Origin of the sequence: Streptomyces sp. NPDC088116, from assembly GCF_044741745.1 — a bacterium.
Lineage (GTDB): Bacteria > Actinomycetota > Actinomycetes > Streptomycetales > Streptomycetaceae > Streptomyces.
The window spans coordinates 289661-312486 of record NZ_JBIUTF010000006.1 but is presented as its reverse complement, the minus strand read 5'-3'; the positions used below and the strand labels follow the sequence as shown (position 1 = coordinate 312486).

Here is a 22826-nt window from a genome sequence, read left to right as displayed (position 1 = left end):
GTCAGAAGGCCTTGTCCAGATCGGACTTGGCGTTCTTCTCGGTGTAGGCGCTGTCCTGGATGACGATGTCCTGGGCGACCTTCTCCCCCCGGGTGAAGGTGTCGAGAGTCTGGAAGGCCAGCGGCCCGAAGCGCGGATTGGACTCGATGACACCGGAGATCCAGCCGTCGACGATGCCCCGCACCGCGTTGCGCGTCCCGTCGACCGTCACGATCTTGACGGCGCCCGCCTCCTTGCCCGCGCTCTTCAGCGCGTTGACGGCGCCGAGTCCCATCTCGTCGTTCTCGGCGTAGATCCCGGTGATGTCCGGATTCGACTGGATCAGCTGCTCGGTGACCTGCTGGCCCTTCTCCCGGGCGAACTCACCGGTCTGCTCGAACACCACCTCAAGGCCGGGCGCCTTGGCCTTGATCTCGTCCTTGAAGCCCTTGGTGCGCTCGGTGGTGACATTGTTCCCGGCAGTGCCGAGCAGAATGGCGACCTTGCCCTTGCCGCCCGTCGCCTCGATCATCCTCTCCGCGGCGCGCCTGCCCTGCTCGACGAAGTCCGAGCCGATGAAGCTCACATAGTCCTTGCACACGGTCGCGTTGATCTTCCGGTCGATGGTGACGATCGGGATCTTCCTGGCGGCGGCCGTACGCAGCACCGGGCCCCAGCCGTCCGAGTTGAGCGGGGCGATCACCAGCAGGTCCGCGCCCTTGGCGATCAGATCCTGGACATCGCTGATCTGCTTGGAGAACTGCGACTGGGCGTTGGCGGTGAGGAGTGTGACGCCCCGCTTCTCCGCCTCGGCCTTGATGGAGGCGGTCTCGGCGATCCGGAACGGGTTGGCCTCCTTCTCGGACTGGGAGAAGCCGACGGTCGCCCCGGCGAGGTCGGTCCTCTTGCCACCGAACTGCTCGACGGTGCAGGTCTCGGCGTCACCGGCGCCGGGAGTGGCGACCACCTGGCCCGAGCCGCCCCCGGTCGCGGAGCCGGTGTCGCCCGTGGAGCTGTCCTCGGACTTCGCGCACCCGGTGAGGGAGAGCGTGGCGAGCAGACTCGCCGCGAGAACGGTCGTGGTGGTGCGGCGGACGGCGGACGACTTCATGGTGGAACCCCATCTCGGCGCGGTCCCGTCGCGCCAGGCGCTCACGGGAGGTCAACTCGTGCGTACGTGCTGGTGCGGTGAGATCGTTCGGAAGGGTTTTACATCGTTGTACGGATCCTGTAAACCCTTCGCGCGATAACAGCTGGCCACGGTGTCGTCACTGCCTGCCGATCGTGCTCTCCCGCTCCACCAGCCGGAAATCCGCCCGGAGTTCACGCCTGCCGCCACCGGAGGTGCCCCCGGCCCCGGATGTCTCCGCGGGACCGGATGCGCCGGTGAGGCCGGATGCGCCCGAGGGGCCGGGCGCGTCGGTGGAACCGGTTGTGTTCTCGGAACCGGTTGAGTCCGACCCGCCCCGTGGCTCCGCCGCGACTCCCAGCCGCTCCACCACCGACTGCACCGCCAGCCGGGCGATGGTGTGTTTTTCGGGCGAGATGGTGGTCAGGGTCACCGTGCCGTAGCGGCCCTCGGTGACGTCGTCGAAGCCCACCACCGCCACATCCTCGGGTACCCGCAGCCCGCGCTCGGACAGCACCCGCATCGCGCCGATCGCGATCAGGTCGTTGTACGCGAAGACCGCGTCCGGCCGTTCGCCTGCATCCAGCAGGTGCCTCATCGCCGCCGCGCCGTCCGCGTGTTCCCAGCCGCGCGTCGGGGCGATCAGCGAATCCGGTGCGGGCAGCCCGACAGCCGTCAACTCCTCCCGCCAGCCCCGCAGTCGAAGGTGTGACGGCTGGTTGACCCGGTCGGTACGGGCCCCCAGGAAGGCGATCCTCGACCGGCCGAGAGCGAGCAGGTGCCGTACCGCCGTCCTGGCCGCCGCGACATTGTCGATCGCGATGTGGTCGTAGGGCAGGTCGTACTCCCGCTCGCCGAGCAGCACCAGCGGCGCGTCGTGGTCCCGCCCGCGCAGATCCTCCGGTTCCAGCTCGATGGGGCTCAGGATCAGCCCGTCGATGACCCGTGCCCGGAACCCCTGGCTGACCAGGATCTCCCGCTCGCGCAGGCCTCCGGTGTGGTCGAGCAGCACGGTGTACTCGTGCTCGGAGGCCGCGTCGATCACCGCGCCCGCCAGTTCGGCGAAGTACGGATTGCCCAGTTCGGGCAGCGCCAGCGCGAGGATGCCCGTACGGCCCTTGCGTAGGTGACGGGCCGTCAAGTTCGGCCGGTAGCCCAGTTCGTCGATCGCCTGCTGGACCCGGCTCCGCATCGCCGGGGTGACATGCCGGTAGTGGTTGACCACATTCGACACGGTCTTGATGGAGACGCCCGCGCGTTCCGCGACGTCCTTGAGGCTGACGGTCACCGACACTTCCCCTCCGAGGCGGACCCCTGCGGGCCCGCCTTTCGACCGAGTTCACACACCGTTATATACGGAGCCGCCCGCGCTCTGTCATGACTCTGGACAGCGAGCGGAACGGCATGTTGTCATGCCAACTGCCGCTCCTTTCAACGTTGTACAGAGTGTCGCAACGAGCCGCCACCCTCAGCTGCAAGGAGGATTTGTGCTCATCCGAAGAAAACTCGCCCTGTTGCTCGCCGCCGTTCTCGGTGTCGCGGGACTCGGCGCGGTTCCGGCCGCCTCGGCCGCGGACGACCCGGTCGAGGCCCATGGCCTCAAGGGCGAGTACTACACCCAATCCGCCCCCGGAGCCTTCGACTTCCACGAACTCAAGGCCACGGGATTCGACCCGTCCCTCGACTTCGCCAACCTCGAACCGAGGCTCACCGCCGCCACCGGACGGGCGGACGACGTCTCCGTACGCTGGACCGGCAAGATCGTGCCGGAGACCACCGGCGCGCACACCTTCTCGATGACCGGCGACAACGGATTCCGCCTCTGGGTGGACGGCCGGCTCACCATCGACCACTGGGTCGACGACTGGGACAAGGAACAGAGCGCCCCGCCCGTCGAACTCACCGCGGGCAAGGCCTACGACATCAAGGTGGAGTACTTCGAGCACTACGGAGGCTCGAACCTGCGCCTGAGGTGGACCGAGCCCGGCGGGGCCAAGGAGCCGGTGCCCTCGTCCGCGTTCCGGCTGCCCGACGGCTTCTCGTACGACGGCGCCCTCGCCGCCACCGTCCTGCCCGACGGCCGCACCCTGCGCCTGGACTTCGCCCAGCGCCTCACCTCGCCTCCCGCCGCTCTCGCCGCCCATCTCAAGGCGGTCATCGGCGGCGCCGAATGGCCGCTGGGCACCGTGAAGAGGGATGACTCCGACGACCGTCGGCTGCTCGTCTCCCTCAAGGAACCGGTCGTCGGCAAGGGCGGCCTGGCAGACCTCCGTTACGACGGAACGGGTGGCCTCGCGTCCCAGGAGGGCAAGCCGGTCGGGGCCTTCTGGAGCAGCGGACCCAACACCTCGGAGTACGAGCTGAGCACTCCCTGGGCCAAGGATGTCCGGCCCGGGAACGCCCATCCCGAGTACCCCAGGCCGCAGTTGACCCGCGACGCCTGGCAGAACCTCAACGGGCAGTGGCAGTTCGCCGCGGCCGAGGAGGGCGAGAGCCCGCCGGTCGGGAAGAAGCTCGCCGAGAAGATCCTCGTCCCGTACCCCGTGGAGTCACAACTCTCCGGCGTGGAACGGCACGAGGACCGGATGTGGTACCGCCGCACCTTCACCGTGCCCTCCAACTGGCAGATCGGCCAGGGCAAGCGGCTGAACCTCAACTTCGACGCCGTCGACTGGAAGTCCGAGGTGTACGTCAACGGCACCAAGGTCACCGAACACAAGGGCGGTTACGACCGGTTCACCGTCGATGTCACCGACGCCCTGAAGCCCGGCCGTACCCAGGAACTGATCGTGGGCGTCTACGACCCGACAGATGCCGAGGACGGCGAGAACCCGCCCATCGGCAAGCAGCGCCTGGACCCGAGCGGCATCTGGTACACCCCGTCCTCCGGTATCTGGCAGACCGTGTGGATGGAGCCGGTAGCGGCCGACCACGCCGGTTCACTCAAGCTCACCCCCGATGTGGCGGGGGAGAAGCTCGCGGTCGAGGTGCGCGGGATACGCGACGGTGTGCCCGTCACGGCCACCGCGTACAACGGAAAGCGCAAGGTCGGCACGGCCACCGGCCGCAGCGGATCCGCCCTGAGCGTGCCGGTCCGCGACCCGCACCTGTGGTCGCCGGAGGACCCCTACCTGTACCGGCTGGAGGTGACGGCGGGCAAGGACCGGGTCGGCAGCTACTTCGGCATGCGCTCCATCGCCGTCGAGAAGGTCGGCGGAGTGCCGCGTACGGTCCTCAACGGCAAGCCGGTCTTCCTGATGGCCACGCTCGACCAGGGCTTCTGGCCCGACGGACTGCACACCGCGCCGACGGACGAGGCGCTCGCGTTCGATCTCAAGAAGCACAAGGAGCTGGGCTTCAACTCCGTACGCAAGCACATCAAGGTCGAGCCCGACCGGTGGTTCTACTGGGCCGACCGGCTGGGACTGCTGGTGTGGCAGGACATGCCGGCGATGAACACGGTCACCCCGGACACCGCCTCCCGTGCCCAGTACGAGCACGAGATGAAGAAGATGATCGACCAGCACAGCAGCAGCCCCTCGGTGATCATGTGGGTCACCTTCAACGAGGGGTGGGGCCAGTACGACCAGGCCCGGGTCGCCGCTCAGGCGAAGGCCTGGGACCCGACCCGGCTGGTCAACAACATGAGCGGTGTCAACTGCTGCGGAGCGGTGGACGGGGGCAACGGCGACATCGCCGACGCCCACGGCTATCCGAGCCCGCAACTGCCCGCGCCCGACGGCAGACGGGCGCTGGTCAGCGGGGAGTACGGCGGCCTCGGACTGGCCGTGCCCGGCCACGCCTGGCCGGTGCAGCACACCTATGTCGGTGTCGACCAGTCCGCGTACACCGAGGAGTATCTGGGCCAGCTCGCCAACGTCCGGAAGCTGGCCTGCCAGGGCGGCAACGGGGCGGTGTACACCCAGATCACCGATGTGGAGGGCGAGTTGAACGGGTTGCTCACCTACGACCGCAAGGTGATGAAGCCCGATGTGAAACGGCTCAAGGCCGCGCACGAGGCACTGATCCACGAGGTCGCGGACCCGGCGTCGATGGAGTGCGGTACGTCCTGACCGAGCGTGTGGCCCCGGTCCGTCGCACCCCCATGACGGACCGGGGCCACACGGCTGCCCGGGGAGGAGCCGCCGCCTCCGCCCGCACCGGAGGACCGCCGCCGGGCACACCGCGACCACACCGCGACGCACGCCGCGCACTCCCGGGAATAGGCTGTTGGGGGATCGGCATTGCACCGTTTGTTGTACAGAGCGGCAACCGATCGTTGTCCAGCGCGGCAACCGACGCCATCGGCCACAGCGAGGAGCCCCATGCCCCAGGCGTATGTCTTCACCCAGCACGGCGGCCCGGAGGTGGAGGCCTTCATCGACCTGCCACCCGTGAGCCCCGGCCCCGGCCAGCTGCTCGTGGCCGTCCGCGCGGCAGGCGTCAACCCCGTCGACTGGAAGCTGCGCAACGGCTACCGCCGGCCCGGCTCCGCGCCCGCCGAACTGCCCTCCGTGCTGGGCAGCGAGGCCGCCGGCGTGGTCGAGGAGATCGGTCCGGGCGTCGAGGGCTTCGCCGTCGGTGACGCGGTCTTCGGGTCCACCCTCACCGGCGGATACGCGCGGTACACCCTGCTGCCCGTCGAGGTCACCGCGCACAAGCCGGACGCCCTCTCGTTCACCGACGCGGCCGCGCTGCCCGTCGCGGCGGCGACCGCGTACGACGCCGTCAACCAGGTCGCCCTGGCGCCCGGCGCCACCCTCCTGATCACCGGAGCCGGCGGGGGCGTGGGCGTGGCCGCCACACAGATCGCGCGCGGCTTCGGGCTGCGTGTCATCGGCACGGCGAGCGCGGGCAAGAAGGAGTTCGTCGAGTCCCTGGGCGCGGTCCATGTCCCGTCGGGCCCCGGTCTCGCCGAGCGTGTGCGAGCCGTGGCGCCCGACGGCGTCGACGCCGTCCTGGACCTCGTCGGCGGCGCCGCTCTCCAGGCCGTGGCCGAGCTGGTCGAGGACCGTACGAAACTGATCAGTGCCGCGGACAAGGGGACGGTGCCCCGGTTGGGCGGCGCGGCCGTCGTACGCCTGCGGACGGCCGCCGTCCTCGACGAGGTCGCCAAGCTCGTCGTGGCCGGCACCTTGCGGCCGTATGTGACCCGGACCTTTCCGCTGGAGCGGGCGGACGAGGCGCTGCGCGCGGTGGAGGACGGGCATGCCCAGGGCAAGATCGTGATCGAGATCGGACCGTGAGCGGCACCTCACGGTCCGTGCCGGACGCGCCGATATCCGGCCTGTCCGTGCCGCAGGGACCGACAGCTCGTCGGTCCGTACCGGGCCCGTCGGTGCCGCCCGTACCGGACCCATCGGTGTCGCGTCCGCACGCGGGGGATGCCCCGGTGCCCCACCGCCACCCGCTGGACAACCCCGTACGCTCCGCGCTCACCGGACCGCACGCCCACTTCGCCGAGCCGTACGGCCGGCTGCTGCGCTACCCGCCCGAGGTGTCGGGCTGGCTGGCACTGCCGGACGAGCCCGACGGTCCCGTCGACGCGGACTGGGCCGACGCCGCCGCGCTGGCGGGCCCCGGCGGGTTCCTCTCGCTCGCCGGATTCTCGGTCCCTCCGCCCGAGGAATGGGAGGTCACCTTCCACGCCGAGGGCGTGCAGCTCGTCGGTGCGGGGATGGCCACCGCGCCGGACGAGGAGGCCGTACGCCTCGGTCCCGCCGATGTGCCGGAGATGCTCGACCTGGTCGAGCGCACCAGGCCGGGCCCGTTCATGGTCCGCACCGTCGAGATGGGGACGTATCTCGGCATCCGTCGCGGGGGCGTGCTGATCGCCATGGCGGGGGAGCGGATGCGCCCGCCGGGCTGGTCGGAGATCAGCGCGGTCTGCACCGACCCGGCGTTTCGCGGCCAGGGGCTGGCCGCCCGGCTCGTGCTGGCCGTCGCCGACGGCATCCGCGCCCGGGGCGAGGAGCCGTTCCTGCACGCCGCCGCGGACAATACGAACGCCATCAGGCTGTACGAGTCGCTGGGCTTCCGGCTGCGCGCGACACCCACCTTCCTGGGACTGCGTGTCCCGGCCTGACCGGGACCGCGTATCCCGTCCCCACGGTCCCGCCGCCCCACGGCCGGGCGACCGGCCGTGGGGCGCGGTCCGGCAGCGAGGAAGTACCGGCGCGGCAGGACCACCCGACAACCGGATAAGATGTCGGCATTTTGTTGACCCCTGGCACGTCGGTATGCTCCTGACCTGCGGGGATCGCCGCAATAGCCAATAAAAGCCCCATCTGGGACTCCGGCGTACGAGTGATCGAGGAACGGCAACAGCGATGACGGTGACAGAGGACAGCCCTGGGTACGGCGGGGGCCAGGCGCGTGGCGAGAGCCCGGAGTACGGTCCCGGCATCGACCCCGAGCGCATGGCCGTCTGCCTGGGCGTGCTCGAGGAACTCGACAAGCTGGACGTCGACCACCCCGACGCGATCGCGGTCCGGCGGGCCACGGCCGGTATCTACCGGACCGTCAAACAGCGCCGCCGCCAGGAGCGCAGGGCCGCCAAGACCGCCCACGACAAGGCCGTCACCGAAGCGACCGCCACCGGCTCCGCCGAGCGCATCGACGACGAGACGCAGGGCCTGCTGCCCTCCTCGTCGGTCAGCGGCGAGATCGCGGGCATTCTCCAGCGGCCCCGCTCCTGCTACATCTGCAAGGCCCGCTACACCGAGGTCGACGCCTTCTACCACCAGCTCTGCCAGCCGTGCGCCGCCGAGAACCGCGCCCGCCGTGACGCCCGTACCGACCTCACCGGACGGCGCGCGCTGCTCACCGGCGGCCGGGCCAAGATCGGCATGTACATCGCGCTGCGGCTGCTGCGCGACGGTGCCCACACCACCATCACCACCCGCTTCCCCGGCGATGCCATCCGCCGCTTCAAGGCGATGCCGGACAGCGCCGACTGGATCCACCGCCTCAAGATCGTCGGCATCGATCTCCGGGACCCGGCGCAGGTCGTCGCCCTGGCCGACTCCGTCGCCGCCGAGGGCCCGCTGGACATCCTGATCAACAACGCCGCGCAGACGGTACGCCGTTCCCCGCAGGCGTACAGCGAACTCCTCGCCGCCGAGTCCGCGCCCCTGCCCGCCGGTGAACTCCCGGCCTCCCAGGTCATCGGAGCCTTCGGCAGCGGCGCTCGGGCCGTCCTGCCGGCCGCCGGCGCGCAGGCCCTGAGCGCCTCGGACATCACCGGTCTCGCGCTGGTCGGCGGTTCCGCGACGCTCGCCAGGATCGAGGCGGGCACGGCGATCGACGCGGGCGGTCTCGTACCCGATCTGCACGACAGCAACAGCTGGGTGCAGACGGTCTCCGAGGTCGACCCGGTCGAGCTGCTCGAAGTGCAACTGTGCAACTCCACCGCGCCGTTCATCCTCATCAGCCGGCTCCGTCCGGCGATGGCCGCGGCGGGCGCCGGTTCCGGGGACGGCGCCGCGGCCGGGGCCAAGCGCGCCTATGTGGTGAACGTCTCCGCGATGGAGGGCGTTTTCAGCCGTGGATACAAGGGCGCGGGTCACCCGCACACGAACATGGCCAAGGCCGCGCTCAATATGCTCACCCGCACCAGTGCGCAGGAGATGTTCGAGTCCCACCGCATCCTGATGACCGCCGTCGACACCGGCTGGATCACCGACGAGCGACCGCATCCGGACAAGATGCGACTGGCGGACGAGGGTTTCCACGCTCCGCTCGATCTGATCGACGGTGCCGCCCGGGTGTACGACCCGATCGTGCGCGGCGAGGGCGGCGAGGACCTCTACGGGTGCTTCCTCAAGGACTACGCGCCCGCCAACTGGTAGTCGGCCGGTTGGCCGGAAAGTCACCCGAACGCAGGCCCTATAGAGCGGGCTGACGCTCATTTGGTTAGTCTGATGTGAACGACCGGCCAAGCAGGGGATACACCATCCCCGCGGCCGTGCTGGGACAGGCCCACTACCACGGCCGCGATCCCGTTCTCGAAACGGCGCCACCGCGACGAAGCTGCCCCTGTCCCAGAGTTACCCGACACAGAGGAGTGCGCGGTGACACCAGATCTGACGAAGCCTGAAAAGCCCGTGAAGGAACCCGGCGAACGGATCCGTGGGCCCGAGAAGCTCGGCAGCCTCGAAGTGTGGGCGAGGTCCGCTCCGATCAGGCTGGCCGGTTACGAGGACGACCTCGCGGAGCCGCACATCCTGCGCGGTATCGACTGACGGAGCGTCCCGCGTCCCGCACCCCCGCGTCCCGTACTCCCGCGACGGCGGGGGTGCGGGACGCTTCCGGTTCTGCCGCCGGTCGGGGCGGGCCGTGGGCGAACCGGCGGCCGGCCACCGGCGGCGTAGTGCGCGGGGACCTGGAGCGGCGGCGCTCTTCGGGGGTTCCCACGGGCGTGGCCACGCGGGGTCGATCGCCGGCAGGCCGTCGCCATGATCACGCTGACCAGCACGGACACTCCGCATCACCTCCAGACTTGAACGCGTTCGATTCCCCCGCGAAGGGGACGCCGGGGCTTGAACACGTTCAAGCCCCGCGCCTGTCGGCGTCGGCCCGGCTTGCGGGCCGTAGGCGAATCCGGCAGACATAAAGAGGACATTCATGGAGGAAGAGGCGGGAGACTCTGGTGCGTTCACCCATCCGTCGTCGGCATGCCGCGATCGTCGCGCTGTCCGTAGGCATCCTGATCACGGCCGGCTGCGGTGGGAGCGGCGAGGGCGAGAGCGCGCCGGGCGCCGGGGAACTCTTCTTTCAGCGTGCGGCGGCCGAGGGGCCCGACCCGTTCACCTCGTCGACCGCCGTCGCCCCGCCCAGCGCCGGCTCGGCGGCATCGCCCGGCCCGGCGGCCCGGCCCTCGCGGCGGGGTTCCGAGTCCGGCGTCGATGACGGCGCCGCACGGGCGTCCCGCGCCCTTCCCGGCTCCACGCCCGGCCTGTACGGCGGAACCCGGTCCGTCGCCGGCTGTGATGTGGAGCGACAGGTCCGCCTCCTCACGGAGGTGCCGGCGAAGGTCCGTGCCTTCGCGCAGGGGGCGGGCATCACCCGCACGTCCGTGCCGGGCTTCCTGCGGGAGCTCACTCCGGTGACTCTGCGGGTCGACATCCGGGTGACGAACCACGGCTACCGCGCGGGATCCGCCCGTTCCTTCCAGTCCGTCCTCCAGGCGGGCACCGCCGTCATGGTCGACAACCGAGGGCTGCCGAGGGTGCGCTGCGCCTGCGGGAGTCCGCTGACCCCGCCGGTCGTCGCCAAGGGCTCCGTACGCCACCGGGGCGACCCGTGGCCGTCCTACCGGCCGGACCGGGTGGTCGTCATCCAGCGTGCCCCGCGGATCCTGGACAGCCTGGTCATCGTGGACACCGTGAACAACGCCTGGCTCGAACGGGGGACCGGCACCGACGGGGACGGCGACCGGCCGGCCGGGGCCCCGCCGGCGTACGGCCCGGAGGCCGACATCACCGATCCGGGCGTCGTGAAGCCGCCGGGCCAGGCCATGCCCGAGGCCCCCGCCGGCAACGCGCGGCCGTCCTCGCCGCAGGAGTCCGCGTCCCCGGGCGACCTCGGGGTGCTGGAAGGTCCGGATGCGCAGGCGGATCTGGACGCGGGGCTGGACGGGCCGCTGGGCGGCTCTCTGGACGGGTTGCCGGACGCGCCGGCGGACGGTCCGCCCGCCCCGGATGGTGAGCCGATCCTCCCGGACGCCGACGGCCCGGCGGACCCGTCGGGGGCCGCCGACGAGCCGGCCGCGCCCTATGACGCCCCAGGGGGCGTGCCCGGAGACGGGGCCGCGGGGACCGGCACTCTCCAGGGCTGACCGAACGGTTCAGGACAGGCGGGACCACTCGAAGAATCCGACAAATGATGACAGAGTGTCTCCATGGCTGAACGGGCAGCGGGTCCCCTGTCGCTCCCCGACGACTGGCCGGCCCATCCGGACATCAGTCTGTCCCTCAACAGGATGGGCACCTTCGACTGGGATCTCGGCCGCGAGCGGCTGCATCTCGACGTCCCGGCCCTCGAGGTCCTCGACCTGCGCCCCGACGAGTTCGACGGCCGTCCCCGGACCCTGGAGGCGCGGGTCCCGCACAGCGAGGGCATCCGGCTCGACGACGTCATCAAGCAGGCGCTCAAGGACGGCAGCGAGGGCTACGGCTCCTACCTGAGGATCCGGCGGCGGGACGGAACGATGCGCTGGACCCATATCCAGGGCCGCATCGTCCGCGACGCCGACGGTCGGCCCTGCCGGGTCATCGGCATCGTCCGCGACGCCGCCCGGGAACTCGTCGACTCCACCGCGCGCCTCGAGCTGGCCGCCGTACGCCGCGTACAGACCAGCGTCGTCGAGGGCACGGCGGCGGCGCTCGCCCACGCCAGGACCGTGCAGGACGTCATCGATGTACTGAACGAGTCCGACGGGCTCGAACACCTCGGTGCCACCAGCCTGGTCATGGGGCTGCTGGAGTCGGGACGCATCCGTCTGGTCGCCGAGGGGCCCGACGGCTCCTACGTGCCGGGCACGCGTATCACGCGGATCGACGAGGGATACCCGATGAGCGAGGTGCTGCGGACACTGGTCCCCCGCTTCATCGAGTCCGCCGAGGAGTTCGCGGCCTCCTACCCGTTGCTGTGGCCGCACATCAGTGAGCTGGCCGTCAACGCCGCCGCCTATCTCCCGCTGATCGCCCAGGCACGTCCCATCGGGGCGCTCGGACTGCTCTACCGCGACAAGAACGGATTCACCGCCGAGGACCGCAATCTGCTGGTCACCCTCAGCAGCAGCATTGCCCAGAGCCTTCAGCGCGCCATGCTCTTCGAGCAGGACCACGACCTGGCGGAGGGGCTCCAGCAGGCGATGCTGCCGCGCCGGATCCCCGCCGTGTCCGGGGCGGAGATCGCGGTCCGCTACCGCTCGGCCCGGCTCGGCCAGGAGATCGGCGGCGACTGGTACGACGTCATCCCGCTGCCCGGCGGCCGGGTCGGGGCGGTCATCGGGGACGTGCAGGGCCACGACACTCACGCCGCCGCCGTCATGGGCCAGCTGCGCATCGTCCTCAGGGCGTACGCCGCCGAAGGACACGCGCCGGCCACGGTGATGGCCCGCGCGTCGGTCTTCCTGCACGAGCTGGACACCGACCGCTTCGCGACCTGCACCTACGCGGAGGCCGATCTGTCGACGGGGGTGGTCCAGCTGGTCCGGGCCGGCCATGTCGACCCGCTGATCAGGGACACCGACGGAAGCTGCCGCAGGCTGCCGGTCCCCGGCGGGATGCCGCTGGGTCTCTCGGCGTTCTTCGGCGGGCTCGACTACCCCGTGGAGACCATCGAGCTGGACCCCGGCCAGACTCTGCTGCTCTACACCGACGGACTGGTGGAGCAGCCGGGCGCCGATCTGGACGACGGGATGCTGCTGCTGGCCGCGCTGGTACGGGACGGGCCGCGCGACCTTCAGTTGCTGGCCGATCAGCTCTGCGGGGCGGTGGACGAGCAGGGCGGCGAGGACGACGCCGCCGTGCTGCTGCTGCGCCGTGGCGGCGCCCGCTCCCCGGGGACCGGCGGCCGGCTCCAGCAGCACGTCGGTCAGGGCGATCCGGAGGCGCTGAGCACCACACGGCACATGATCCGGGCGGCCGTGAGCGCCTGGGGGGCGAGGCAGCGTGCGGACGAGATCGAACTGGCCGCCGACGAGCTGATCACCAACGCGCTGGTACACACCGACAACGGAGCGGTCGTGGTCGTACGGGTGCTTCCGGGGCCGGAGCGGCGGCTGCGGGTCGAGGTCGAGGACCGGTCCAGTGCGCTGCCGCACCGCCGCGAGGCCGGCGAGTCCGGGGTCTCGGGCCGGGGGCTGCTGCTCGTGGATCAGCTCGCGGACGAGTGGGGAGTCGAGTCGCGAGGCAGTGGCAAGTGCGTGTGGTGCGAGTTCATCGTCCCGGAACGCACATCTCGTTGAGTGAAACCCATCGTTAACTGAGTGCGCGTTGATCGTACTTGAACGTAACGGACAATTGGCGATTGTCTGTGTTCCTGCACTCCTTCACCTTCCAGGATCTGGGGCTTCTTTGACCACCGAGCTGCTGGCACCTCTCGATCTGGCTTTCTGGCACCTCGAATCCGCGGACCATCCCATGCACCTCGGTGCGCTGGCCTTCTTCACCACCACGCCCGGAACGTCGGGAGGCGCGGATGTGCTGGAGCTGCTCGCCGCACGGGCCGCCGCCATTCCCCGGCTCCGGATGCGGGTACGGGGCGTCTGGCTGCCGGTCGGCGGCGCGGCCTGGGCTGTGGACAAGGACTTCGACGTACGCCGCCATGTCCGCACGCTGTCGCTGCCCGGGGGCGACTTCGCGGCGGAGGCCGCGCGGCTGGCCGGGGAACTGATGGAACGACCGCTGGAGCGCGGCATCCCGCCCTGGGAGATGTACGTCCTGACGGAGCGGGGCCCGGCGGGCGGACCCGAGGCGGCCGGCCGGCCGTTCGCCGTCCTGGTGAAGCTGCACCACGCCCTGGCGGACGGTATGCGCGCGGTCGCCATCGGCGCGGGCATCTTCGACCAGATCGCCGACGCGCGGGCGGCCGGGGTGCGCAAGGTGCGGCCCGTGCCGCCCCGCTCCTGGCTGCCGGGTCCCTGGCAGGTGGCGGGACTGGCCCGGGGCCGGATCGAGGAGCTGGGCCGGGCGGTCGGCATCGGAGCCTCGGTCGTACGGGCCAGCCGGCTCGACCCGCGAGGGACGCCCGCCCTCACCGCCGGATCCAGCGGTACGCGCAGGCTCGCCACCGCCGTACTCGATCTGGAGGACGTCCGGCGTATCCGCAGGACCACCGGTGGCACGGCCAACGATGTCCTGCTCGCGACGGTGGCCGGAGCGCTGCGCCGCTGGATGCTCGAACGCGGCGAGCGGCTGCCCGCCGCCTCTCCGCGCGCCCTGGTGCCGGTCTCCCGGCGTCGTCCCGGCAGCCAGCCCGGCTCCGGGAACAAGTTCTCCGCCTATCTCCTCGGGCTGCCGGTCGCCGAGGCCGACCCCCGCGCCAGGCTCGCAGCCGTCCGCCGGGGCATGGACCGTAACAAGTCCGGCGGCCCGTCGCGGGGGGCCGGGGCCGTCGCCGTCCTCGCCGACCAACTGCCGCCGCTCGCCCACCGGCTCGGGGCGCCGCTGGCGGGCAGCGCGGCCAGGATCCTCTTCGACATCCTGGTGACGAGCGTGCCGCTGCCGCGCTCGACACTCTCGCTGGGCGGCTGCCCGCTGAGCGAGGTGTATCCGATGGCGCCCCTGGCGCGCGGACAGTCCCTGGCGGTGGCGATGTCCACGTACGGCGGGCGGGTCCATGTGGGACTGGTCGCCGACGGCAAGGCCGTCCCCGATCTCGACCGGCTGGCACGCGGCATGAGCGACGAACTGGCGGAGCTGCTCCTGGTCACCGGACAAGCGGGACCGGCAGGCGGATCGGGCTGATGAGGAAGACGAGCAGGGTGCGAAGGGGGAGGCGGGTCGGGAAGACCGGGCGGATCGGACCGATCGGCGTCGAAAGATCGGACACATCGCTGTCAAAAGAACCGTGGAAGCTCCTCCCTGGGTGTTGACGGGCTGTCAGCCATCCGATGAATATTCATCGTGATCGAACGGCGGACCACCTTCGGGAGGCGGCAGCGGTATGCGGCACACCACGCTCGGACGCGGTGCGGTCAGCGTGAGCGGACTGTCCTTCGGGGCGGCCGGGATCGGCAATCTCTACACCCCGGTCTCCTCCGAGCAGGCCCTGGCGGCGGTCGACGCCGCCTGGGACGCGGGCATCCGCTACTTCGACACCGCACCGCACTACGGCCTCGGGCTCTCCGAACGGCGGCTCGGCGAGGCACTGCGCGACCGGGCACGCGACTCGTACACCCTCTCCACCAAGGTCGGCCGACGCCTCGAAGCCGTATCCGGCACCGGGCCGACGGGCGACGATCTCGCCCATGGCTTCGCCGTACCGGCCACGCACCGCCGTGTATGGGACTTCAGCGCCGACGGGGTACGACGCTCCATCGAGGACAGCCTCGGGCGGCTCGGCCTCGACCGGGTCGACATCGTCTACCTGCACGACCCGGACGACCACGAGGACGAAGCTTTCCAGCAGGCCTGTCCGGCCCTGGAGAGGCTGCGCGCCGAGGGGGTCGTGGGCGCGATCGGCGCCGGGATGAACCAGACCGCGATGCTCACCCGCTTCCTCCGCGACACCGACGTCGATGTCGTCCTGTGCGCCGGGCGCCTCACCCTGCTCGACCAGTCGGCGCTGACCGAACTGCTGCCCGAGGCCGGGGCGCGCGGCAGGAGCGTGATCGTCGGCGGGGTCTTCAACTCGGGCCTGCTCGCCGATCCGCGCCCCGGCGCGACGTACGACTACACCGCCGCACCGCCCGCCCTGCTCGACCGGGCCCTGCGCATGGACGCCGTGACCCGGCGGTACGGACTCCCCCTGCGCGCCGCCGCGCTGCACTACCCGCTGCGCCATCCGGCCGTCGCCGGTGTCCTGGTGGGCACCCGGTCCGCGGCCGAGGTGCGGGACGTGGCCGAACTCCTCGCCCGTACCGTTCCCGAAGACCTGTGGGCGGAACTGCGCGCCGAAGGTCTGCTGAGTGAGGAACCCCCGCCCGGAGAACCGACGGCCGAGGGCGGAGCGGTGTCATGAGAGTCGCTCTGCACACCAGGGTCCGCGCCGACCGGGTCGGGGAGTACGAGAGGGCGCACCGCGAAGTGCCCGCCGGACTCACCGACGCGATCCGCGCGGCCGGCGCCACCTCCTGGACGATCTGGCGCAGCGGTACCGACCTCTTCCATCTGCTGGAATGCGAGGACTACGCACGCCTGCTCGCCGCGCTGGAGCGGCTGCCGGTCAATATCGCCTGGCAGGCCAGGATGGCCGAGCTGCTCGATGTCGTGCACGACTACTCCGAGGGCGGCGCCGGAGCCGGACTGCCCGTGGTCTGGGAGCTCTGACGTCCGATGCCCCGGCCGGACCTCGTCGATGCCCACCACCACATCTGGGATCTGTCCGTGCGCGACCAGGACTGGATCACCGGCCCCGCGATGGCGCCGATCCGCCGCAACTTCACCCTCGGCGAGCTGGAGGCCCAGGCGCGGGCCGCCGGGGTGACGGCGACCGTTCTCGTCCAGACCATCGGCGTCCCCGAGGAGACACCGGAATTCCTGGCGGCCGCCGCCGGCGGCGACCTCGTCGCCGGGGTCGTCGGCTGGACCGATCTCACCGCGCCCGGGATCGCCGACACCCTCGCCGCGCTGCGTGAACTGCCCGGCGGGGAGCGGCTCGTGGGGATCCGCCACCAGGTGCAGGGCGAACCCGATCCGCGGTGGCTGCTGCGCCCGGACGTCCTGCGGGGGCTGGCCGCGGTCGCGGCGGCGGGGCTCGCGTACGACCTGCTCGTCCTCCCGCACCAGCTGCCCGCGGCGATCGAGGCCGCGGAGCTGCTGCCCGACCTCACTCTCGTCCTCGACCACCTGGCCAAACCGCCGGTGGCCTCGGGAGTCACGCAGCCGTGGGCGGACCGCATCCGGGCCCTGGCCGCCCGCCCCAACACCGTCTGCAAGCTCTCCGGGATGGTCACCGAGGCGGCCTGGGACTCCTGGACGGCCGACGGGCTGCGGCCGTACGCGGACGTCGTCCTGGACGCCTTCGGACCCGGACGGCTGATGTTTGGTTCCGACTGGCCGGTGTGCCGGCTGGCCGCCACGTACGGCGAGGTGCTCGAAGCGGCCCGGACGGTGACCGACGGGCTCAGCGAGGACGAGCGCGACGCGGTCTTCGGGGCCACCGCGCGGCGCGTGTACGGCCTCTGAACAGGTCCCGTGGCTCAGCCGCGAGCATCGCGGCCGCCCCCGTCGGCCGGTGGACCGGCTCACCGGGCGGAGGTACGGGGCCTGCGGCACGCTGGACGCATGCCGGAAGTACCCGAAGTCGAAGCGCTGCGAGAGTTCCTCGACGCCCAGCTGGTGGGCAAGGAGATCGTCCGCGTCCTGCCCCTGACGGTCAATGTCCTCAAGACCTACGATCCGCCGGTCTCCGCACTGGAAGGAGTCACGGTCACCTCCGTCGCCCGGCACGGCAAGTACCTCGACATCGTCGCGGGGGACGCCGGGCTGCATATCGCGATCCATCTCGCCCGCGCGGGCTGGCTGCGCTGGAAGGACTCGTTCCCGGCCGTCCCGCCCCGGCCCGGCAAGGGACCGCTCGCCCTGCGGGTCGTCCTCGGCGAGGGGGACGGGTTCGATCTGACGGAGGCGGGCACCACCAAGCGCCTCGCGGTCCATGTCGTACGCGACCCGGCGGACGTCCCCGGCATCGCGCGGCTCGGTCCCGATCCGCTGGACGACTCCTTCGACCGCGCCGCGTTCGCCCAGCTGCTCGCCGGTGAACACCGGCAGCTCAAGGGCGCCCTGCGGGACCAGCGGCTGATCGCGGGGATCGGGAACGCGTACAGCGACGAGATTCTGCACGCCGCGAAGATGTCGCCGTTCAAGCCGGTGAAGAACCTCACCGAGGAGGACATCACGGTCCTCTACGAGGCGATGCGGTCCACTCTGCGCGAGGCGATCGAGCGCTCGCACGGGCTCGCGGCGGGGCGGCTCAAGGCGGAGAAGAAGAGCGGGCTGCGGGTGCACGGCCGTACCGGCGAGGCCTGCCCGGTCTGTGGTGACACCATCCGGGAGGTCTCGTTCAGCGATTCCTCGCTCCAGTACTGCCCCACCTGCCAGACGGGCGGCAAACTGCTCGCCGACCGCAGAATGTCCCGGCTCCTCAAATAAGCCGGCCGGTACGCCGGGGAGGTTCCGTACGTCGCACGGAGCGGATCCCGGTCATCCGCCGATCACCACCAGCCTGACGCCGTCCGTGCACCGCATCTCGAAGTGGTCGATCTGATCCGGCCGCAGCGCCGCCCCGCCCCGGATGGCCAGTGGTTCCTTGCCGCCCGCGCGGGCCGCCCAGGTCGTCACCGTCTCCTGCGACCCGTCCTGCCCCACCGCGACCAGGGAGCAGACACCGGAGTCGGCCGGCCGGACCAGTTCGAGCCCGACATCCGTCCCCCAGTCCCTCTTCGCGACGGTCACCACGGCCGACGTTCCCGCCGCCCGGTCCGACGCGGCCCACCGCGCCGTCAGGGGAGTGGCCGAGGCCGCCTCCTGCCCCGAGGACGCGCCGAGGACGGCGAGCGGAGCGCCCACGGCGAGCACCGCCGCCACGGCCACCAGCCCGAACCGCCGCCTGCGTCCCCCGCGCCGCTCGGCCGCCGTCGTGCCGAGCAGCTTGGTCAGCAGCTCCGGGTCCGCCCCGGTCACCGGCGTCATCCCGTCGGGAGTCCGCCGGGCGAACGTGTCGAGCTGTGTCTTCACTCCGTCGAAGTCAGCCAGCAACAGAGTGCATTGCGGGCATTCCATCAGATGATCTTCGAAGCGGAAGGCGTCCGGGGCGTCGAGCACACCAAGTGCGTAGGCGCCGACATCACGATGGAGGTCCAAGGTCCGCATGGTGTCTGGTACGTACCGGAGCCCGGATTCATTCAAGGCATATGCAGGTCCTGCCCGGCCGATCCTTGCCGCGCCCGCGGGACCGGCCGGACAGGACCTAAACTCCGGCACATGCTGCGTGTGCTGGCCGTGGACGACGAAGAACCCGCCCTCGAAGAACTGCTCTACCTGCTCAGGGCCGATCCGCGGATCCGCGCCGCCGAGGGGGCGACCGGCGCCACGGACGCGCTGCGCCGGATCGGGGCCGCGCTCGACGCGGGGGCGGCCGAGGCCGCCGCCGTCGACGTGGTCTTCCTCGACATCCACATGGCCGGCCTGACCGGACTCGATGTCGCCCGGCTGCTGGCCGGATTCGCCGAGCCCCCACTGATCGTCTTCGTCACCGCCCACGAGGACTTCGCCGTCCGGGCCTTCGACCTGAAGGCCGTCGACTACGTCCTCAAGCCCGTCCGCAAAGAGCGGCTCGCCGAGGCCGTCCGCCGGGTCGCGGAACTGGTGGGGGAGCGGGCGCCGCTGCCCGCCCAGCCCACCGACCAGATACCGGTCGAACGCGGCGGTGTGATCCGCTTCGTCGCCGTCGCGGACATCGCCTACGCCGAAGCGCAGGGCGACTACGCCCGGCTGCACACCGACACCGGCAGCCACTTGGTGCGGATCCCGCTCAGCACACTGGAGGAGCGCTGGCGGGCCCGCGGGTTCGTACGGATCCACCGCCGCCACCTCGTCGCGCTGGCCCGGATCGACGAACTGCGCCTGGACGCGGGCGCGATGAGCGTCCGCGTCGGCGATGCGGAGCTGGCTGTCAGCCGACGCCACTCCCGCGCCCTGCGTGATCTGCTGATGCGGCAGGGCGGGCGCTGACCAGGCCCTTCCCGCCGCGACGCCGGGATGCGTACACTCCGGTCGACCGGGTGGCAAGACGGGGGAGGCGGCGCCATGACAGGAGAGCCCACGTCCCGGTCGTCCACGTTCCGGCAGCCGGCGTCCCGCACGTCCGTGCCTGGCTCGTCGGTGCCCCGGCAGCCCGTGCCCCGGCGCGAGGTCGTCACCGGTGAGCCCCGTCGCGTACGCCCTCTGCCGCGCTACCGGGCCCAGGCCGAGATCGAGGAACAGACCGCGCTCGGCGATGCCTATGTCCGGTCCCTGATGCGCAGTCAACTACGCGCCGGTATCACGGCGTTCGCCGTTCTCGCCCTGGTCGTCGGCATACTGCCGCTCGCCTTCGCCGCGCTCCGCGACGCGACCGTGGTCTGGGCTGTGCTCGGCTTCGCCGCCTACCCGCTGCTCACCCTCCTCGCCTGGTGGTACGTACGCCGCACGGAACGCAACGAGCGTGACTTCGCCCGGCTCGTGAAGGGCCGGCCCGTCCCGTGAGCCAGAGCTACACGGTGACGGCCGTCGCCGTCGTCGTACTCGCCACCGTGCTGGTCGGTGGCTTCGGGCTGCGGATATCCCGTACCACCTCGGACTTCTACGTGGCCTCCCGTACGGTCGGACCCGCCCTCAACGCCGCCGCGATCAGTGGCGAATACCTCTCCGCAGCCTCCTTCCTGGGCATCGCGGGCCTGGTGCTGCTGCACGGCCCGGACATGCTCTGGTACCCGGTCGGCTACACCGCCGGTTATCTGGTCCTCCTGGTCTTCGTCGCCGCCCCGCTGCGCCGCTCGGGGGCCTACACCCTCCCGGACTTCGCCGAGGGACGGCTCGAATCCCGTCCGGTGCGCCGACTGGTGAGTGTGTTCGTGGTGGGAGCCGGCTGGCTCTACCTGGTGCCCCAACTCCAGGGCGCGGGAATGACGTTGAAGATCCTCACCGGGGCACCCGACTGGTTCGGCGGGGTGCTCGTCGCGCTGGTCGTGGTGGTGGCGGTCGCCGCCGGCGGCATGCGCAGCATCACCTTCGTCCAGGCATTCCAGTACTGGCTCAAGCTCACCGCACTGCTCGTACCCGCCCTCTTCCTGCTGTTGGTCTGGCAGGGCGACGGCCGGCCGCGTGCCGCTCTCGATGTGACGGCCGCCGTCGCGGGACGTGCCGACCATCCGCTGTACGCGACCTACGGACTGATCGTGGCGACCTTCCTCGGCACGATGGGGCTGCCCCATGTCGTCGTCCGCTTCTACACCAGCCCCAACGGTCGCGCCGCGCGCCGCACCACCGTGGTCGTGCTGGCGCTGATCGGCGCGTTCTACCTGCTGCCGCCCGTCTACGGCGCTCTGGGCAGGCTGTACGTACCCGAACTCCCGTACGGCGCGGACGCCGACGCCGCCGTACTGCTGCTGCCGGAGCGGGCGATCGGCGGACTCGGCGGGGACCTGCTCGGCGCGCTGGTCGCGGGCGGGGCCTTCGCCGCGTTCCTCTCCACGGCCTCCGGGCTGACCATGGCCGTCGCCGGCGTCCTCACCCAGGATGTCCTCCCGTCGCGGGGCGTACGGCACTTCCGGCTGGCCACCCCGCTCGCCATGGCCGTACCGCTCGGTGGATCGCTGCTGGTGAGCGGAATGCCCGTGGCCGACTCGGTGGCCATGGCCTTCGCGGTCTCCGCGTCGTCGTTCTGCCCGCTGCTGGTGCTCGGCATCTGGTGGCGGCGGCTCACCCCGCCCGGTGCGGTCGCCGGGCTGCTCCTCGGTGGTGGTCTCGCGTTCGTGGCCACGGTGATCACGGTGAGCGGGGCCGTACGGTCCGGCTGGCCGCACGCGCTGCTCGCCTGGCCCGCCGTCTGGTCGGTCCCGGTCGGCTTCCTCGCGATGATCCTGGTGTCCCTCGCCACGCGCGGCCGGATACCGCCCGGCACCAACGCCGCCATGACGCGCTTCCACCTGCCGGAGGCACTGATGCCGGGTGCCCGCCCCGGTGAGGACTGCGCGGGCGGCGCGGGCGGCACCGGCGGCGGTACGGGGCGTACGCGGTGAGCACAGAGGCCCTCGCCGTACTCGTCGTCCTCGGCCCGCTGTTGCTGGCGGGTGGCTTCCTGCTCGGCCGCCGCACCGCGCGCCCCGAGCGGACCAGCGATGTCGGAACCCCTGTGGAGCACGCCACCTTCGAGACCCTGCACACCGCCTCGCTCGCCGCGCCTCCGCTACGGGCCGGTCTCACCGAGGAGAGCGCCCGCAAGGCGGCCCACCGGCTGCGTTCCCTGCTGGGCACCGACGCGCTGTGCCTCACCGACCGGGAGCGGGTCCTGGCCTGGGACGGTCTCGGCGAGCACCACGGCACCCATGTGATGGCGGAGGTGGACGGACTGCTCGGCAGCGGCCGCGGCACGGCCTTCGCCAGTGGCTGCGACGACCTCGACTGTCCGCTGCGCTGGGGCGTGGCCGCCCCGCTGACCGTCGACCACCGGGTGCTCGGCACTCTGGTCGCCTACGCGCCGCGCGAGTCGGCCGTTCTGGCCCGCGCGGCGGGGGAGGTCGCCCGCTGGGTCTCCGTACAGCTGGAACTGGCCGAGCTGGACCACTCCCGCACCCGGCTGATCGAGGCGGAGATCAAGGCGTTGCGCGCCCAGATCTCGCCGCACTTCATCTTCAACTCGCTCGCCGCCATCGCCTCGTTCGTCCGCACCGACCCCGGGCGGGCCCGCGAACTCCTGCTGGAATTCGCCGACTTCACCCGCTACTCGTTCCGCAGCCACGGTGACTTCACCACGCTCGCCGACGAACTGCACTCCATCGACCAGTACCTGGCTCTCGTACGGGCCCGGTTCGGCGAGCGGCTCTCGGTCACGCTTCAGGTCGCACCGGAGGTGCTGCCCGTCGCGATGCCGTTCCTCTGTCTGCAACCGCTCGTCGAGAACGCGGTAAAGCACGGGCTCGAAGGGGCCTCCACCACAAGCCGTATCACCATCAGCGCACTCGACGCCGGAGCCGAGGCCGAGGTGGTGATCGAGGACGACGGGGTCGGCATGGAGCCGGAGAGGCTGCGCCGGATTCTGCGCGGCGAGGGCGGCGCGTCCACCGGAATCGGGCTGCTGAATGTGGACGAACGACTGCGCCAGGTGTACGGGGACGCGTACGGCCTGGTCATCGAGACGGGCGTCGGGGCCGGAATGAAGATCACGGTACGGATCCCCAAGTACCGCGCGGGTGTGCACGGCACGTGACGGACGAACCGTCACGAGGGACGAACCGTCACGACGGACGATTCCCGCGGCGCGGCCACTGCGGCGCTTCGGAAATCGG

At 71.3% G+C, this 22826-nt stretch carries 19 protein-coding genes; 16 read left to right on the top strand and 3 right to left on the bottom strand.

Translation table 11 applies throughout. The features are described from left to right. Position 1: 1 nt before the first annotated feature. Together ACIOJD_RS24965 and ACIOJD_RS24960 are read right to left on the bottom strand one after the other, a co-directional pair. A complete protein-coding gene (locus ACIOJD_RS24965) occupies positions 2–1090 on the bottom strand; it encodes an ABC transporter substrate-binding protein (protein ID WP_401917607.1) in 1089 nt (362 codons plus the stop codon). Positions 1091–1247: 157 nt separating this feature from the next. Next, complete coding sequence (locus ACIOJD_RS24960) at positions 1248–2396, bottom strand: LacI family DNA-binding transcriptional regulator (protein ID WP_401917605.1); 1149 nt, start codon at positions 2394–2396, stop codon at positions 1248–1250. Positions 2397–2520: 124 nt separating this feature from the next. On the opposite strand from ACIOJD_RS24960, the gene ACIOJD_RS24955 reads away from it, so the two are divergent. From ACIOJD_RS24955 to ACIOJD_RS24900, 12 genes are all read left to right on the top strand, one after another. Beyond that, entirely contained in the window at positions 2521–5181 is a 2661-nt protein-coding gene (locus tag ACIOJD_RS24955) for a PA14 domain-containing protein (RefSeq protein ID WP_401917603.1), read from the top strand. A 252-nt stretch (positions 5182–5433) separates the two neighbouring features. Continuing rightward, the gene (locus tag ACIOJD_RS24950; RefSeq protein WP_401917602.1) at positions 5434–6354 is read left to right on the top strand and encodes an NADP-dependent oxidoreductase; all 921 of its coding nucleotides are present in this window, start codon (positions 5434–5436) and stop codon (positions 6352–6354) included. 146 nt (positions 6355–6500) lie between these two features. Next, complete coding sequence (locus tag ACIOJD_RS24945) at positions 6501–7193, top strand: GNAT family N-acetyltransferase (protein WP_401917600.1); 693 nt, start codon at positions 6501–6503, stop codon at positions 7191–7193. A gap of 244 nt (positions 7194–7437) precedes the next feature. Next, positions 7438–8958, top strand: a complete 1521-nt coding sequence (locus ACIOJD_RS24940) for an SDR family NAD(P)-dependent oxidoreductase (protein WP_401917598.1) — start codon at positions 7438–7440, stop codon at positions 8956–8958. A gap of 222 nt (positions 8959–9180) precedes the next feature. After that, on the top strand, positions 9181–9351 hold the full coding sequence (locus ACIOJD_RS24935) for a hypothetical protein (RefSeq protein WP_401917596.1): 171 nt from the start codon (positions 9181–9183) through the stop codon (positions 9349–9351). A 407-nt stretch (positions 9352–9758) separates the two neighbouring features. Next, positions 9759–10946, top strand: a complete 1188-nt coding sequence (locus ACIOJD_RS24930) for a DUF6777 domain-containing protein (protein WP_401917594.1) — start codon at positions 9759–9761, stop codon at positions 10944–10946. Between the two features lie 63 nt (positions 10947–11009). After that, a complete protein-coding gene (locus ACIOJD_RS24925; RefSeq protein WP_401917592.1) occupies positions 11010–13082 on the top strand; it encodes a SpoIIE family protein phosphatase in 2073 nt (690 codons plus the stop codon). 109 nt (positions 13083–13191) lie between these two features. Continuing rightward, positions 13192–14583 (top strand): wax ester/triacylglycerol synthase family O-acyltransferase, encoded by a 1392-nt coding sequence (locus ACIOJD_RS24920; RefSeq protein ID WP_401917590.1) that lies wholly within the window; start codon positions 13192–13194, stop codon positions 14581–14583. Between the two features lie 199 nt (positions 14584–14782). Then, positions 14783–15799, top strand: coding sequence for an aldo/keto reductase (locus tag ACIOJD_RS24915; protein WP_401917588.1), 1017 nt, complete (start codon positions 14783–14785; stop codon positions 15797–15799). Next, entirely contained in the window at positions 15796–16107 is a 312-nt protein-coding gene (locus ACIOJD_RS24910) for an L-rhamnose mutarotase (protein WP_401917586.1), read from the top strand. Before ACIOJD_RS24915 ends, ACIOJD_RS24910 begins: the two co-directional genes overlap by 4 nt. A gap of 6 nt (positions 16108–16113) precedes the next feature. Then, positions 16114–16965 (top strand): amidohydrolase family protein, encoded by an 852-nt coding sequence (locus tag ACIOJD_RS24905; RefSeq protein ID WP_401917584.1) that lies wholly within the window; start codon positions 16114–16116, stop codon positions 16963–16965. 99 nt (positions 16966–17064) lie between these two features. Then, positions 17065–17931: an Fpg/Nei family DNA glycosylase gene (locus ACIOJD_RS24900; protein WP_401917582.1), complete on the top strand. Its 867-nt coding sequence runs from the start codon at positions 17065–17067 to the stop codon at positions 17929–17931. Positions 17932–17982: 51 nt separating this feature from the next. On the opposite strand, the gene ACIOJD_RS24895 is transcribed toward ACIOJD_RS24900, so the two are convergent. Further along, on the bottom strand, positions 17983–18651 hold the full coding sequence (locus ACIOJD_RS24895) for a zf-HC2 domain-containing protein (RefSeq protein WP_401917581.1): 669 nt from the start codon (positions 18649–18651) through the stop codon (positions 17983–17985). A gap of 111 nt (positions 18652–18762) precedes the next feature. Here ACIOJD_RS24895 and ACIOJD_RS24890 point away from each other — a divergent pair, with 111 nt between their 5' ends. The 4 genes from ACIOJD_RS24890 to ACIOJD_RS24875 all read left to right on the top strand — a co-directional run bounded on the left by ACIOJD_RS24890 (position 18763) and on the right by ACIOJD_RS24875 (position 22747). Continuing rightward, entirely contained in the window at positions 18763–19512 is a 750-nt protein-coding gene (locus ACIOJD_RS24890) for a LytR/AlgR family response regulator transcription factor (RefSeq protein ID WP_401917580.1), read from the top strand. Between the two features lie 150 nt (positions 19513–19662). Beyond that, positions 19663–20025 (top strand): hypothetical protein, encoded by a 363-nt coding sequence (locus tag ACIOJD_RS24885; protein ID WP_401918038.1) that lies wholly within the window; start codon positions 19663–19665, stop codon positions 20023–20025. Then, a complete protein-coding gene (locus tag ACIOJD_RS24880) occupies positions 20022–21560 on the top strand; it encodes a cation acetate symporter (RefSeq protein WP_401917579.1) in 1539 nt (512 codons plus the stop codon). The genes ACIOJD_RS24885 and ACIOJD_RS24880 overlap by 4 nt, the downstream gene beginning before the upstream one ends. Continuing rightward, positions 21557–22747 (top strand): sensor histidine kinase, encoded by a 1191-nt coding sequence (locus tag ACIOJD_RS24875; protein WP_401917578.1) that lies wholly within the window; start codon positions 21557–21559, stop codon positions 22745–22747. Before ACIOJD_RS24880 ends, ACIOJD_RS24875 begins: the two co-directional genes overlap by 4 nt. Positions 22748–22826: the final 79 nt, after the last annotated feature.